The 15,371-nt window shown below is 56.2% G+C and carries 16 protein-coding genes; all 16 read left to right on the forward strand.

Going from position 1 to position 15,371, the window contains the following annotated elements; translation table 11 throughout:
- The first annotated feature begins 53 nt into the window (after positions 1-53).
- A complete protein-coding gene (locus AC2TAD_RS00545; protein WP_480865480.1) occupies positions 54-845 on the forward strand; it encodes a DUF2182 domain-containing protein in 792 nt (263 codons plus the stop codon).
- Between the two features lie 4 nt (positions 846-849).
- A complete protein-coding gene (locus tag AC2TAD_RS00550) occupies positions 850-1,554 on the forward strand; it encodes a DUF1326 domain-containing protein (protein ID WP_480865481.1) in 705 nt (234 codons plus the stop codon).
- A gap of 209 nt (positions 1,555-1,763) precedes the next feature.
- Entirely contained in the window at positions 1,764-2,867 is a 1,104-nt protein-coding gene (locus tag AC2TAD_RS00555; RefSeq protein WP_480865482.1) for a dimethylsulfoniopropionate demethylase, read from the forward strand.
- Positions 2,868-2,967: 100 nt separating this feature from the next.
- A complete protein-coding gene (gene acuI, locus AC2TAD_RS00560; protein ID WP_480865484.1) occupies positions 2,968-3,963 on the forward strand; it encodes an acryloyl-CoA reductase in 996 nt (331 codons plus the stop codon).
- Between the two features lie 186 nt (positions 3,964-4,149).
- Positions 4,150-4,713: a ribosome recycling factor gene (frr, locus tag AC2TAD_RS00565; RefSeq protein WP_170354120.1), complete on the forward strand. Its 564-nt coding sequence runs from the start codon at positions 4,150-4,152 to the stop codon at positions 4,711-4,713.
- A 7-nt stretch (positions 4,714-4,720) separates the two neighbouring features.
- Positions 4,721-5,452: an undecaprenyl pyrophosphate synthase gene (gene uppS, locus AC2TAD_RS00570; protein WP_170354121.1), complete on the forward strand. Its 732-nt coding sequence runs from the start codon at positions 4,721-4,723 to the stop codon at positions 5,450-5,452.
- A complete protein-coding gene (locus AC2TAD_RS00575) occupies positions 5,449-6,231 on the forward strand; it encodes a phosphatidate cytidylyltransferase (protein WP_170751126.1) in 783 nt (260 codons plus the stop codon). Before uppS ends, AC2TAD_RS00575 begins: the two co-directional genes overlap by 4 nt.
- Positions 6,231-7,403 (forward strand): 1-deoxy-D-xylulose-5-phosphate reductoisomerase, encoded by a 1,173-nt coding sequence (dxr, locus tag AC2TAD_RS00580; RefSeq protein ID WP_480865485.1) that lies wholly within the window; start codon positions 6,231-6,233, stop codon positions 7,401-7,403. The genes AC2TAD_RS00575 and dxr overlap by 1 nt, the downstream gene beginning before the upstream one ends.
- A 4-nt stretch (positions 7,404-7,407) precedes the next feature.
- Positions 7,408-8,760 carry an RIP metalloprotease RseP gene (gene rseP, locus AC2TAD_RS00585; protein WP_170354124.1) on the forward strand — a complete coding sequence of 451 codons (1,353 nt, stop codon included), beginning with the start codon at positions 7,408-7,410 and terminating at the stop codon, positions 8,758-8,760.
- Between the two features lie 87 nt (positions 8,761-8,847).
- Positions 8,848-9,009: a hypothetical protein gene (locus AC2TAD_RS00590; RefSeq protein WP_480865486.1), complete on the forward strand. Its 162-nt coding sequence runs from the start codon at positions 8,848-8,850 to the stop codon at positions 9,007-9,009.
- A gap of 127 nt (positions 9,010-9,136) precedes the next feature.
- Positions 9,137-11,497, forward strand: coding sequence for an outer membrane protein assembly factor BamA (bamA, locus tag AC2TAD_RS00595; RefSeq protein WP_170751132.1), 2,361 nt, complete (start codon positions 9,137-9,139; stop codon positions 11,495-11,497).
- Positions 11,498-11,558: 61 nt separating this feature from the next.
- The gene (locus AC2TAD_RS00600) at positions 11,559-12,089 is read left to right on the forward strand and encodes an OmpH family outer membrane protein (protein ID WP_269149602.1); all 531 of its coding nucleotides are present in this window, start codon (positions 11,559-11,561) and stop codon (positions 12,087-12,089) included.
- A 72-nt stretch (positions 12,090-12,161) separates the two neighbouring features.
- Positions 12,162-12,635 (forward strand): 3-hydroxyacyl-ACP dehydratase FabZ, encoded by a 474-nt coding sequence (fabZ, locus tag AC2TAD_RS00605; RefSeq protein ID WP_170354127.1) that lies wholly within the window; start codon positions 12,162-12,164, stop codon positions 12,633-12,635.
- Positions 12,632-13,417 carry an acyl-ACP--UDP-N-acetylglucosamine O-acyltransferase gene (gene lpxA / locus AC2TAD_RS00610; protein WP_209197038.1) on the forward strand — a complete coding sequence of 262 codons (786 nt, stop codon included), beginning with the start codon at positions 12,632-12,634 and terminating at the stop codon, positions 13,415-13,417. The genes fabZ and lpxA overlap by 4 nt, the downstream gene beginning before the upstream one ends.
- Positions 13,418-13,421: 4 nt before the next feature.
- The gene (locus tag AC2TAD_RS00615) at positions 13,422-14,216 is read left to right on the forward strand and encodes an LpxI family protein (RefSeq protein WP_480865488.1); all 795 of its coding nucleotides are present in this window, start codon (positions 13,422-13,424) and stop codon (positions 14,214-14,216) included.
- Positions 14,216-15,370, forward strand: a complete 1,155-nt coding sequence (gene lpxB, locus AC2TAD_RS00620) for a lipid-A-disaccharide synthase (RefSeq protein WP_480865490.1) — start codon at positions 14,216-14,218, stop codon at positions 15,368-15,370. Before AC2TAD_RS00615 ends, lpxB begins: the two co-directional genes overlap by 1 nt.
- The last annotated feature ends 1 nt before the right edge of the window (position 15,371 follow it).

Below are 15,371 nucleotides of genomic sequence, written 5' to 3' on the forward strand. Positions count from 1 at the left end.
TGACATTTAAAAGTCTGACATTTGAAAAGCAAGAACTGAGTCGGGAGGAGCATATGAGTCGCGCTGTACTTCGCAGTGGCTTGTGGCTGGGATTCTACATTCTGATCCTGTGGGCGTGGTGGATGATGTTCACCATGAGCCGCAATATGGATTTGGATTTTATCGGCCGCCCCGGTCCGATGGGGCAGGCGATGGCCGCCATGGACCCGCGAATGGACATGTATATGCCCATGGCCGAATTCGGCCCCTTGTTCTGGATGTGGGCAATCATGATGGCGGCGATGATGCTGCCAACTTTGGTCCCGACCTTGCGCAGCTATGACGATCTGATCCGCAGCGCAAACGGCTCGCGCACGGGGTGGTTCGGTGTCCTGACCGGATATTTCGTGGTCTGGGTCGGATTTGCCGCCCTGATCACCGGGGTGCAATTGGCTTTGTTGTTCGGCGGCGTCGTGGACATGCTGGGCATTGCCAAATCCGGGCTTGTGGCAGGCGGCTTGATGATTGCGGTCGGAGCTTTTCAGTTCACCCGCGCGAAAGAGGTCTGTCACGGCGTCTGTCACGCCCCCATGACCTATTTCCTTGGGCATTGGAAAACCGGCTTTACTGGCGGCTTGCGCATGGGTCTGGGTCTTGGCGCATTCTGTGTCGGCTGTTGCTGGGGCTTTATGGCGCTTGGTTTTGTGGGCGGCGTCATGAGCCTGTTGTGGATGGGTCTTGCGACCTTCTTCATGGTACTCGAAAAACTTCCCCAAATCGGGCACGCGATCACGCGTCCGCTGGGGTTTGCACTGATCACGGGCGGTATAATCCTGTTGATCTATCCCTATATTTTCGGAGGATAAGCTAATGGCAAAAAACAGAAAACCCGAAGCTGATAGGTTGCCGATCAGTCAACGTATTGACAGTCGTATGCCAAATCCCAAACGGCGTGAGATGTCGCCAACGAACTGGGCGATCAAGGGTGAGCTAATCCTGAATTGTTCCTGCGATGTGTTTTGTCCGTGTGTTGTGTCGCTTGGCGCGCACCCTCCGACCGAAGGGCATTGTCATGCTTGGATGGGTATCATTATCGACGAAGGGCACTATGAGGGCGAAGATCTGTCGGGGCTGAATGTTGGGCTTTTGGTCGATATTCCCGGACGGATGGGTGAAGGTCAGTGGAAAGTTGCTGCGTATGTTGACGAAAGAGCAAGCGGCAAGGCCTATAACGGGCTACTACAGATCTTCAGCGGTCAAGCTGGCGGAACCACGGGTTTGTTCACCATGCTGGTGAGCGAGATTATTGGCGCCGAAAAAGCGCCGGTCCAGATCGAGCGCGACGGAAATAAACGCCGCATTTCGATTGGTCGAAAGATTCAGGGCGAGGTCGAGATGCTGGCCGGGAAAGACGCTGGCCACCCTGTTATGGTATCAAATTCGAAGTACTGGATGGGACCTGACATCATCGTTGCGCGGGGTACGAAATCCAAGGTGCGCGACTACGGACGCGTATGGGATTTCGGAGGTAAGTCGGCTGAAATTTGCCCGATTGATTGGACTGGCCCAAAGTGATGATCCTGATGGCGCAGCGGGGCGGTCAAGGCTGATCCCCCCAAGCGCCAATGGGTCCTGAATGTTTCACTACATTGCTGTGGTGGCAATGGAATTCTTACACTCTTAACCCCAAGACCCACCATCGCGGGCAGGTCCAGAAGATGTTGACCGAAAATGGATCAACGCGGCCTGTCAACGATCCGGTCCCCATCTTGCAGGAGGCCTGAATGCCGCAAGTTTCGCTCTCGCGCCGGTTGCGTCGCACCCCGTTTTCGGAAGGTGTCGAGGCAGCTGGTGTCAAAGCATACACCATCTACAACCGTATGCGCTTGCCCACGGTTTTCGAAAGTGTCCAGGCAGATTACCGCCACCTGAAGGAACATGTTCAGGTTTGGGACGTGTCCTGCGAACGTCAGGTTGAACTGCGCGGGCCAGATGCGGCGCGGCTTATGCAAATGCTGACCCCGCGTGATCTGCGGGGGATGCTGCCAGGGCAGTGCTATTACGTGCCAATCGTCGATGAGACAGGTGGTATGCTGAATGACCCTGTGGCGGTGAAACTGTCTGATGACCGCTGGTGGATTTCCATTGCGGACAGCGATCTGCTGCTCTGGGTCAAGGGGATTGCCAACGGGTATCGGCTGGATGTGCTGGTGGATGAACCCGATGTGTCGCCACTCGCAGTGCAGGGGCCCAAAGCGGATGAACTGATGTCGCGTGTCTTCGGTGATCGCGTGCGCGATATCCGTTTCTTCAAGTTTGACATGTTCGAATTCGAAGGCCGCGATCTGGCGGTCGCGCGGTCGGGCTATTCCAAGCAGGGCGGCTTCGAAATCTATGTCGAGGGCTCGGATATCGGGATGCCCCTCTGGAACGCACTGTTTGCAGCCGGAGAAGACCTGAACGTGCGCGCAGGATGCCCGAACCTGATCGAGAGGATCGAAGGTGGGCTGCTGTCTTATGGTAACGATATGACAGACGACAACACGCCACATGAGTGCGGTTTGGGCAAGTTCTGCAACACGCACACGGCGATCGGTTGTATCGGGCGGGATGCGCTCCTACGCGTCGCGAAAGAAGGCCCCGTTCAGCAAATTCGCCCCATTGCGATTGATGGCGATGAGGTTCCTGCTTGCGATCAACCGTGGTCGGTGATGGCCGGTGGTAAGCGCGTGGGTCAGGTGACCTCGGCGGCGTGGTCCCCCGACTTTCAGACAAACGTCGCCATTGGCATGTTGCGGCTGAGCCACTGGGACGCGGGTTCGGTTGTTGAAGTGGAAACGCCGGACGGAATGCGCCGCGCCAAGGTGCAGGAAAAGTTCTGGATCTAAAGGGGTCGGGGCTCTGCCCCCGCCGCTACGCGGCTCCCCCGAGATATTTTTCGCCAGGTGAAGAATTGGGCCTGGCTTTTCTGAAACGAGAGGAAATCAGATGTTTAATGCATTGGTGATGGAAAAAGACGACGAGAGCGGACTGGCCAGCCCCGTGGTCAAACAACTTTCAACCGATGATCTGCCTTCGGGTGAGGTCACGGTGGCTGTCGAATATTCGACGGTCAACTACAAGGACGGACTGTGCATGTCGCCCAAGGGTGGCGGTCTGGTGCGCAATTACCCGCATGTGCCCGGCATTGACTATGCCGGTACGGTCGAGGCGTCCTCGGACGATCGCTATAAGCCCGGCGACAAGGTTGTGCTGACCGGCTGGCGTGTGGGTGAGGCCCATTGGGGTGGGTATACCCAAAAGGCTAACGCAAAAGCGGACTGGCTGGTGCCGCTGCCGGACGGGCTGGATACGCGTCAGGCAATGGCAGTCGGAACCGCCGGTTTCACCGCGATGCTTGCCGTTATGGCGCTTGAAGATCACGGCCTTAAGCCTGGCAACGGGCCGGTTCTGGTAACCGGTGCTGCGGGCGGCGTTGGCTCGGTCGCGACGGCGATCCTGGCGAATCTGGGTTACGAGGTCGCGGCAGTTACAGGCCGGGCTGAAGCGGGCGACTATCTCAAATCTCTGGGGGCCACGACCATTGTCCCCCGTGATGACTTGAACGAGACAACCAAGCGCCCGTTGGAAAGCGAGACTTGGGCAGGCTGTGTTGACGCCGTTGGAGGTGATATGCTGGCACGCGTTCTGGGGCAGATGAAATACGGTGCGTCGGTTTCGGCCGTTGGTCTGGCGGGGGGCGCCGGGCTTCCAGCAACCGTCATTCCGTTCCTGCTGCGCGGTGTGAACCTGCTGGGCATCGACAGCGTCATGCAGCCCTACGAAAACCGTGTTCGTGCATGGCAACGCGTCTCAACCGATCTGCCGATGGATAAGCTTGAGGTAATGGTGCACCCCGCGACGCTGAGCGATCTGCCACAATTGGGCGCTGACATCCTCAAGGGTCAGGTCAAAGGCCGCGTTGTGATTGACGTAAACGCCTGATCCGGAACTTTATCCTGCGACCCGGCCGGACACGCCACTGGCCGGGCCACCTGCCATTTAATGACCGAGAAAAAGCCGGAAACACCTCTGGTCATTGGCACAATTCCCGAGCATCATTGCTATACATCCCGATTGTGATGGCTTATGAGCCTTTCAAACAGCACCTGAAGACGGGGAGTGAGCAGAATGTCTGACGATTTCGAACTGGACACCGATGATCTGAAACGCCGCATGGACGGCGCGATGGCGAACCTCAGGACCGAATTTGCGTCTTTGCGTACCGGGCGCGCATCAGCATCAATGTTGGAACCTGTTATGGTCGATGCTTATGGCTCGATGACACCGATCAATCAGGTCGGGACCGTGAACGTTCCTGAACCGCGGATGGTTACGGTAAACGTTTGGGACAAGGGCCTTGTCGGTAAAGTTGAAAAAGCCATTCGCGAAAGCGGGTTGGGGATCAATCCGCAACTGAACGGCACGATCATCATGCTGCCTATTCCGGAACTGAACGAGGAACGCCGCCGCGAGTTGGGTAAAGTCGCCGGCCAATACGCCGAGCACGCACGGGTCTCTATTCGGAATGTGCGCCGTGACGGGATGGACCAGATCAAGAAAGCCAAATCGGATGGGATGTCGGAAGATGACCAGAAGCTTTGGGAAAGTGAAGTTCAGGACCTGACGGATGAGATGATCAAGGCCGTCGACGCTGCGCTTGAAACCAAGCAAGCCGAGATCATGCAGGTCTGACGGAATTATGCCTGATACCCCTCATACAGCGCCGATTGACGGCCCTCATCACGTTGCGATCATTATGGATGGCAACGGACGCTGGGCACAGGCACGGGGTAGGCCGCGACTTTTCGGGCATCAGGCAGGTGCACGACGTGTGAGGGATGTGGTCGAAGCTTGCCCGGGTCTCGGGATCAAATATTTGACTGTCTTTGCCTTTTCGACCGAAAACTGGAAACGGACGCAGGCCGAAGTTGCTGGCCTGATGAGCTTGTTCAAGCGGTATATCATCAAAGAAACCAAAACGTTGGCCCAAAACGGGATTCGGGTTCGCTTTATCGGTGACCGTTTGCGGTTGGATTCGAAGTTGGTCGACTTGATGGACACGCTCGAAGAGGCAACGAAGGACAACGACCTGGTACACCTGACCATCGCTTTGAATTACGGTGGGCGGGATGAAGTTGCGCGCGCAACGAAACGCCTGGCATTGGATGTGGCCGAAGGGCGCCTGAAGCCTGAAGACGTGGATGAAGAGACGCTACCCAAGTATTTGGATACGCACGTTCTTCCTGATCCGGATCTTGTCATCCGCACCAGCGGAGAAGCTCGGATTTCTAACTTTCTTCTCTGGCAGTCTGCCTATTCCGAATACGAGTTCATTGACACTCTGTGGCCGGATTTTACGGCAGAAGAACTGGAACGGCTGTGCCGCAGTTATGGCGCACGCGATCGCCGGTTCGGAGCGATCCCAGCATGAGCGAAGGCCGATGGTCTGATTTAACCGCGCGTGTGCTGTCGGCGGCTGTTTTGGTCGCCATAGGCGCTGTCGAAGTTTGGCTGGGCGGGCTTTGGTTCGAAGCCTTCATCGCGGTAGCCTGTGGTCTCATGACGTGGGAACTGGTCCGTATGGTTGACCCCGGCAAACCCGGTGTTGCGGTACAGCTTGGCGTCCTGACAGGCGCAGCGGTCGTTCTCAGCTATCACTTACCACCCTTATACACATTGCCGTTTTTGGCCGCGCCGGCCTTGGTTGGGGCAGGGCAGGTTAGTCGATCCAAGGGAACCTATGCGCTGTTCGCTTTCTGGATTGCAGCAGCAGGTCTTGGGTTCATCTCGATCCGCGAGAATATGGGCTTTGGTTGGATGATCTGGCTGATCGCCGTTGTCGTTGCCACGGATGTGGCTGGGTACTTCGTTGGCAAAGCTGTAGGTGGCCCCAAGTTCTGGCCCAAAGTTAGCCCAAAGAAGACGTGGTCCGGCACGGCTGGAGGCTGGGTTGCAGCAGCTATTGTCGGCGTTATCTTTGCCAGCTATGCCGGGTTTGGCTTGTTGTTTGTGGTTGTCTCGGTCTTGGCTTCGATGGCCAGTCAGGCCGGAGACATCATCGAAAGCGCCACAAAGCGGAAATTTGGCGTCAAGGACAGCTCGAACCTTATTCCGGGTCACGGAGGGTTTCTGGACCGTTTTGACGGTATGATGGGCGCCGCGCTGTTCGTTTTGATTGCTGGGATGCTCTACGCGCCAGGAGCCATGTAATGCGCAAGATTTCCATTTTCGGGGCGACCGGTTCTATCGGTCAGAACACAATTGATCTGATCAACCGCAACCCCGAAGCCTACGATATCGTGGCGATGACCGGAGGCGCGAATATCGAGCGTCTCGCGCAGGATGCGCGCCGACTGAATGCCGATATTGCGGTGACCGCCCATGAAGACAAACTGGACGACTTGCGGGCCGCGCTGGACGGAAGCGGTGTAGAAGTCGCCGCAGGCGCGACCGCTCTGATCGAAGCCGCTGCGCGAAAATCGGATTGGGTGATGTCGGCGATTGTCGGGGCGGCAGGCTTGCCGCCGGGTTTAGAGGCGCTGAAACAAGGCGCTACGTTGGCTTTGGCGAACAAAGAAACTCTGGTGTGTGCCGGGTCTTTGGTGATGCAGACGGCCCAGAACCACAACGCGCGTTTGTTGCCGGTCGACAGCGAGCACTCAGCCGTTTTTCAAGCTCTTGTCGGCGAGGACATGGCGACGGTCGAGCGTATTGTCATTACAGCAAGCGGTGGTGCATTTCGGGATTGGCCGATCGCAGATCTTGAAGGTGCCACGGTCGAACAGGCATCAAGCCATCCCAACTGGAACATGGGTCAACGGATCACGATCGACAGCGCCTCGATGTTCAACAAGGCGTTGGAGGTGATAGAAACCAAAGAATTTTTTGGCGTCTCGCCTGATCAGATAGAAGTAGTTGTGCACCCGGAATCTATCGTCCACGCGTTGGTGGGTTTCGATGACGGGGCCGTTATGGCGCATATGGGCGCGCCCGACATGCGCCATGCCATCGGATATGCGTTACATTGGCCGGACCGACGTCACCTTCCGGTGGATCGCCTGAACCTCGCTAAACTTGGTCAGCTTAGATTTATTGAACCGGACGAAACGCGGTATCCCGCGCTGTCATTGGCGCGACAGGTGATGGAGCGCGGTGGCCTCGCGGGTGCTGTGTTCAACGCCGCGAAGGAGCGGGCGCTTGATCACTTTATCGCGCGTCATATCGGTTTTCTGGCCATGGCAGACATGGTCGCTGCAGTGCTGGACCGGTTTGACGCCGAAAATGGCCTTATTGATGCCCCTATGACACTTGATAACATACAGCAAACGGACCATTTGGCACGTATGTGGGTAGATGAAGCCGTGACCCAAAGAGCAGGATAGAATTTTGGACGTATTTTCGCTGATCCCTCAGTTTGGTAATTTGCTGTACACCATCGGTGCGTTTGTGATCGCTCTGTCGGCGATTGTCGCTGTTCATGAATATGGCCACTATATCGTTGGTCGCTGGTCGGGAATACACGCCGAGGTCTTCTCGATCGGTTTTGGTCCGGTTCTTTGGAGCAGGGTAGACAAGCGCGGCACTCGGTGGCAATTCGCGGCTTTGCCCTTTGGTGGTTATGTCAAATTCCTTGGGGACGCCAACGCGGCGTCCGGCAAGGACGAGACTGCTATGTCTGAAATCCGGGAACAAAGCCCAGAAGAGCTTCGACGCACAATGCATGGCGCCCCGCTTTGGGCACGATCGGCAACCGTTGCGGCCGGACCGGTGTTCAATTTCGTTATGTCGATATTGGTGTTCGGGCTAATATTCCTGTCACAAGGTGTTACCAAAAGCCCATTGACCATCGGAAAGCTCTACCCGCTTCCTGGCACTGTTCAGGAACTGCGTGAAGGCGATGAGATTTTGGCCATCGAAGGTCAGCCACTGCCTGCGTTTGATGAGGGTGAATCGTGGACGGACTTTACGGATACATTGCCGGTCAAACCTGTTCTGGATTACACAGTCCTTCGGGATGATCAGACGCTGGATGTTGTCGGTCCTTGGTTGTATCCGCCCCTTATCCAGCAAGTTGCACCGCGCAGTGCTGCCATGGATATCGACCTGCAAGCCGGAGACGTCATCTACGCAGTCGACGGCGACCCCATCTATGCCTTTGAGCAACTTAAAGAACACGTGGAGCGGTCCGACGGCAAGGTTCTCTTGCTGGATGTGTGGCGCGACGGGGCCGAATTGGAATTTGCTTTGGCGCCGCGCAGAACGGACGAACCGCAGGAAGAAGGCGGGTTCGTGACTCATTGGCGTATCGGAATTGTCGGCGGCATGATGTTGGAACCCGAACGCGAGCCGGCTGGACTCATCACCTCCCTTAGCGGCGGAGTACAGCAAACACTGCGTATCATTGACGGGTCGTTGTCGGGACTGTGGCACATGATTACGGGCGCAATCAGCACCTGTAATATGTCAGGTCCTATCGGAATTGCCGAAACATCTGGCGCGATGGCCAGTCAGGGCGCGCAAAGTTTCATATTCTTCATTGCGGTTTTGTCCACGGCCGTTGGATTGCTGAATCTGTTCCCAATCCCTGCTTTGGACGGCGGACATCTGGTTTTCTATGCATACGAAGCCGTGGCGGGCAAGCCGCCCAGTGACGGTGCTTTGCGTGTACTGATGGGTGTGGGCGTTTCCTTGATCCTTGGCTTGATGGTCTTTTCCGTCACCAATGATCTGTTCTGCTAAATAAGGCGCAACCGACCTGCGAAAGCCCCATTCCTGCCTCATTTTTCGACTAACTTTCTGACGAGTTTGAATGCCGCAGAGGTAGCCATGACACGTGTATTGAAAGATTCGTACAGAAGCTTCAGCTGTCTGTTCACGCTGAACTGGGATTCGATTTTGTTCTTTGGAGCGACTGCATTGGCGTTGCTGGCATGCTGGTATCTCCTTCTCGCAGCCAATCTTTGCGCGGTCTGCGACACGCTGTTGTGATTCTTAACCAGCATCAGAATTAATATCATAGCGGCCCATCGGGCCGCTTTGCTTTTTGGCCTTTTGACAAGGAATATTAATCCCGCTACTCAGCATTAAAGTCCTAAATTTTTGGGTAGAGAAAAATATGACTGATAGGCGAGGCGCAGGCACATCCTGCGGGGGGCAGACGCAAGCAGACAACATTTTGTGGCGAGCGCTATCCGTAATTTCTTTTTGTGTTTTGTTGGGTTTGATGGCTGCACCGCAGTCCGCGCACGCTCAAAGCTTTACCATCAATTCGTTCGAGGTCGAGGGCAACAGGCGCATCGAAACCTCGACGATTATCACCAGGACAGGAATCGAACCCGGACAGACTGTCACTGCTGGAGAACTGAACGATGCCTTTCAGCGTTTGCTTGACAGTGGTGTTTTTGAAACAGTCGAGCTGACTCCGCGCGGCAATACTCTGGTGATTGAGGTCGAGGAATATCCGACCATTAATCAGATCAGCATCGAGGGGAACCGTCGCGTCAAAGATGACGTTTTGATCGAAGCCATATCGTCTGAGCCGCGTCGGGTGTTTACGCCGCAGGTCGCCGAAGCAGATGCGGACCTGATTGCTCAGATCTATTCAGCCCAAGGGCGTGTATCTGCCACGGTGATCCCGCGCATTATCCGCCGCAGTGATAACCGGGTCGATCTGGTGTTCGAGGTGGCTGAAGGTACAACCATTGAGATCGAGCGCGTCAGTTTTGTAGGCAACCGGGCATATACCGACCGCAGGTTGCGCCGTGTGTTGGAAACAAAACAGGCAAACTTCCTGCGTACCTTCCTGCGCGGAGACACCTTCATCGCGGACCGCATCGAGTTTGATCAGCAGGTCATTCGGGATTTCTATCTGTCGCGGGGCTATGTCGATTTTCGCGTCAACAGCACAAATGTCGAATTCACTCAGGAACGGGACGCGTTTTTTCTGGTGATGAATATCACCGAAGGACAAAAATTCTCGTTTGGACAGATTTCGACAGTCAGTGAAATTCCCGGCGTTGACGCCGCAGACTATCAGGCTGCTTTGAAGATCAAGCCGGGTGTCACCTATTCGCCCTCACTGATCGAAAACTCGATTGCCCGGCAAGAGCGTCTAGGGATCAAGCAGGGTGTTGATTTCTTGCGGGTCGAACCGCGCGTCACACGCAATCCAAGCGATCTGACCCTGGATGTGCAATTTGTACTCACCCGCGGGCCGCGCATTTTTGTTGAACGGATCGATATCGAAGGGAATACAACCACGCTGGATCGGGTTATCCGCCGCCAGTTTGACACAGTTGAAGGTGATCCGTTCAATCCCCGTGAAATCCGGCAGGCCGCTGAACGTATCCGTGCCCTTGGGTTCTTTGCTGTGGCTGATGTTGAACCCCGCGAAGGGTCTACTCCAAGTCAGGTCATTGTCGACGTTGATGTGGAGGAACAGCCTACCGGGTCGCTTAGCCTCGGTGGTAGCTTCTCGGTCTCGGATGGTTTTGGTATCGCCGTTGGCTTGAACGAGTCTAACTTTCTGGGACGGGGTCAAAACCTTGGCCTTACCCTTTCAACGGCTCAGGACTCGGAACAATACGTTGTCAACTTTACCGAACCCTACTTGCTGGGGCGTAGGCTGCGTTTTGACTTGGGGCTTGGTCTGGCAACAACCAATTCCAGCTTTGCCAGCTTTGACACCGAGCGTCTCTTCTTTGCCCCTCAGCTAAGCTATGCAATCGGTGAACTGTCGTCGCTGCGCCTTCGCTATAATTGGGAAAACAGCGAAATGACGCAGCAGGACGATGAAATAAACGGAGCTGTCATTGCGTCGGAGATTGCTCAGGGTGAGCGTTCGACCAGTTCTTTGGGCGTGTCTTATGTGTATGACAGCCGACTTGGTGGCTTGAACCCCAACGCGGGCGTGCTGTTTGAAGTTGGTGTCGATGCCGCGGGATTGGGCGGAGACAATGAGTTCTTCAAATCCACCGCACGTGCAATCGCGCAGACCAGAGTTTTGAGTGAAGAAGTGGTGCTGCGGGCGTCGCTTGAACTGGGCGCGCTTCATTGGACCGGAGATGACTTCAGCCGAACACTTGACCGCTTTGTCTTGGGCCCAAGCACGTTCCGTGGCTTCGAGCCGTCGGGTATTGGCCCGCGTGACCTGTCCAATGGTCAAGACGACGCGATCGGTGGGAACTATTACTGGGTCGCGCGGTTTGAATCCGATTTTCCCCTTGGCCTACCTGAAGAGCTAGGTCTGCGGGGTGGTGTATTCTACGACGTGGGCAACCTGTACAATCTTGACGACGTGAACACAGCCGGTGCTGACATTGTGGGTGAGGACGGGTCGATCCGTCATGTCATCGGTGTGTCCCTTCTTTGGGACACCCCGTTTGGTCCGCTGCGCTTCAACTTCTCGAAGGCACTGGTGAAAGAGGACTTTGACCAAGAGCAGAACTTTGACCTGACCATTCAGGCGCGGTTCTGATCAGGCGATGTCATACTTGATACAGTCTAAGTTACAGGGCCCTTTATGGGCCCTGTGCGTTTTGCTGAGTGCATTTTTCGTTTCTGCGACACAGGCGCAGCAACTCTCGGTTCCATCGTCGACGGTTTTGACTATTTCAAGCGAGCGATTGTTTGCGGACTCGGAATTCGGTCAGCGCGTTTTGCGTGAGATCGAGGCCGAAGGAACTTTGCTGGCGGAGGAGAATGAGCGGATCGTCGTCGAACTTAGTAAAGAGGAAAAGGATCTGACGGAACTGCGCACGCAAGTGACTCCAGAAGAGTTCCGTCCTTTGGCCGAGGCGTTCGACAACAAGGTTCAGACACACCGCGATGGACAACGCGCCAAGCTGGACGCTTTGTCTCGCAGAAGTGAAGAAGCGCAGCAATTGTTCTTTGAGACGATCCAACCAGTCCTGATCGACCTGTTGCGCGAGACCGGGGCCACGGTCATCATCGAACGGTCGAGCGTTTTTCTCAGCTCGGACCGTACGGATGTGACCGAGACAGCCATCGCGCGGATAAACGCCGCGATCGGAGACGGTCAAGCGCTAGAAAGCCAAACTGACGAATAGGTTTGCTTGCCCTCAAGGCGCGGTGTTGCTAACCACGCGTCAAACAGCAATCCAGTACGGGACGACGATACGATGACGACGGAAACCAAGAGCGCAGACATACAGCTGATCCAACGGATCTTGCCGCATCGCTATCCGTTTTTGCTGGTTGACAAAGTCGTTGATATTTCCGGCTATCAGTCTGCTGTTGGGATCAAGAATGTCACAATGAACGAACCCCATTTTCAGGGTCACTTTCCCGGTACTCCGATCATGCCCGGCGTTACCATTGTTGAAGCGATGGCACAGACTGCAGGTGTAATGCTGGGGGTGGGTATGGATGTGATCGACAGCGAGCTGTTGATCTACTTCATGAACATCGACAAATGCAAATTCCGCCGCAAAGTGGTTCCAGGCGATGTGCTGGAAATGCATGTTGAAACCGTGCGGGGCAAAAAGGGCGGGAAGATCTTTAAGTTTGCAGGTCGCGCGACTGTAGATGGCGAAGTGGCCGCCGAAGCTGAATTCTCGGCCTATGTAGACTGGGACATGGAAAAGACGACATGAACGGCATCCATCCAAGCGCAATTATCGAAGACGGCGCGCAGATTGGTGAAGGCTGTATCATCGGTCCGTTCTGCTATGTCGGTGCGCAAGCCAAGCTGGGCGAGCGCGTTGAATTGAAATCGCATGTTGTTGTCACAGGCGACACAGCTATCGGTGATGAGACCGTTGTGTTCAATTTCTCGGTCATTGGAGAGATCCCGCAGGACCTGAAGTTCGGCGGCGAGAACACGCGGCTGGAAATTGGGAAACGTAACCGGATCCGTGAACATGTGACCGTGAACACGGGAACCGAGGGCGGTGGCGGCGTAACCCGGATCGGCGATGACTGCCTGTTGATGGCCGGTGTGCATGTTGCGCATGACGTGCAGATTGGCAATCGGGTCATCATGGTGAACCACGCAGGAGCCGCCGGACATTGCATCATCGAGGATGACGTGATCGTGGGCGGTATCTCGGGCTTGCATCAATGGGTGCGGGTCGGGCGAGGGGCCATTATTGGTGCTCTGACCATGGTGCCAAATGACGTCATTCCCTACGGTTTGGTTCAGGCACCGCGGGGCGAACTGGACGGGCTCAATTTGGTCGGCCTGAAACGCAAAGGCGTCTCGCGCGAGGATATCTCGGCTCTGCGTGCCGCGTTCAAAGAGCTGTCGACCGGAGACGGGACGTTCATGGAGCGCGCGCATCGCGTCGGTGCCGAAAATGAGAGTGAATATGTCCAGCGGATCGTGGATTTCGTAACCGGGCAATCAGATCGATCCTTCCTAACCCCGAGGAAATGAACCGATGCTGGCATTGATCGCGGGAACAGGGGCTTTGCCCGCCGAGGTGGTTGCCCAACTGGTTGAACGTCCTGTCATCTGTGCGATGGAGGGGTTTCCCCCTGATGTTCTGGATGCCGACGTCACCTTTCCACTCGAGCAGTTGGGGACTTTCATTGCAGATTTGAAAGCGCGTGGCGTAACGCAAATCTGTATGGCTGGCGCGGTCCAACGACCAGCGATTGATCCCAGCCGTATCGATGCTGCAACCATGCCTTTGGTACCCATTTTGCAGCAGGCCATCATGTCTGGCGATGATGGAGCGTTGCGCGCCGTGATAGGGATCTTCGAGGAGGCGGGCCTCAAGGTCCGCGCCGCACATGAAATAGCCCCCAATCTGCTGCCTGAACTTGGGTCACTGACCAAGGCCCGGCCATCAGAGGCGGACCTAACCGATGCCGATCGCGCAGCAGGCATTGTGCGTGGCATGGGCGCTGCGGATATTGGGCAAGCCTGCGTTGTCTCGAAGGGACAGGCGCTCGCAGTTGAGGGGATTTTCGGCACAGCCTGGATGCTGCAATCTCTGACGCAACGACCGGATGCAGGCGGGGGTGTTCTGTTCAAGGCCCCAAAACCCGATCAAGACCGTCGTGTGGATTTGCCCGCGATTGGGCCGGATACTGTTTCGGACGCGGTCGCCGCCGGTTTAGCGGGGATTGTCATCGAAAAGGGTGGGGTGATGGTGCTGCGACGCCAACAGGTCATTGCCGAATGTGACCGGTTGGGTCTGTTCCTTTGCGTGCGCGAGCGGACCATCTGATGCGTGTTTTCGTGGTCGCCGGTGAACCCTCGGGCGATCGCTTGGGCGGCGCTTTGATGGAGGGGCTGCGCACCCTTGAACCTAAGGTACAGTTTGACGGGGTTGGCGGCCCTTTGATGCAAGCGCAGGGTTTGGACAGCCGTTTTCCAATGTCGGAACTGTCGGTGATGGGGCTGGTCGAAGTGCTGCCCAAATTCTTCCATCTGAAACGCCGTATTGCCGAGACTGCGCAGGCGGTTCTGGATACAAAACCCGATGTTCTGATCACCATCGACAGCCCAGACTTTTCGCTACGGGTCGCCAAGTTGGTAAAAGCGCAAAGCAACATCCGCACGGTCCACTATGTGGCCCCCAGTGTTTGGGCGTGGCGTCCGGGGCGCGCGGACAAGATGGCCAAGGTGATCGACCACGTGTTGGCGCTGTTACCGTTCGAGCCGCCCTATATGAAGCGCGCGGGTATGGAGTGCGATTTCGTCGGGCACCCTGTCGCCAGCGAACCTGTTGCAACCAACGACGAGATCGCGGCGTTTCGCAACGCCTATGATTTAGCAAATTCGCCGCTGGTGCTTGCTTTACCCGGCTCCAGGCGCGGTGAGGTTGACCGGCTGGCTCCGGTCTTTGGTCAGGCTTTGGCCCTGTACTTGCAGGACCGCCCAGATACGCGCGTCGTGGTGCCGGCTGTGGCGCATATGGTTGATACTGTCCAAACCCATATCCAGAACTGGCCCGGCAACCCGGTCGTTGTCGACCCGCGTGACATACCTTCGTACAAGGCGGTCTCTCAGAAACGGGCTGCTTTCGCCGCTGCCGATCTGGCATTGGCCGCGTCGGGCACCGTATCGTTGGAACTGGCAGCACAGGCGACGCCTATGGTTATCGCCTACCGGCTCAGTTGGTTGACGCAGAAAATGGCCGAACGGATGGTGAAACTTGACACGGTTACGCTGGTCAACTTGGTGTCTGAAACCCGCACGGTGCCTGAGTGCCTGCTGGACGAGTGTCAGCCAGAGAAAATTGCGTCGGCATTGTCAGGCGTGGCCAATGCGCCGGAGGCGCAAAAACATGCGATGGATTTGACCATGGACCGGCTTGGGCGAGGCGGCGAGGCACCCGGCCTGCGCGCTGCCCGTGCCGTCTTAGAAAGAATGCGCTGAA

The sequence above is a fragment of the Ruegeria sp. HKCCD7628 genome, assembly GCF_057221005.1.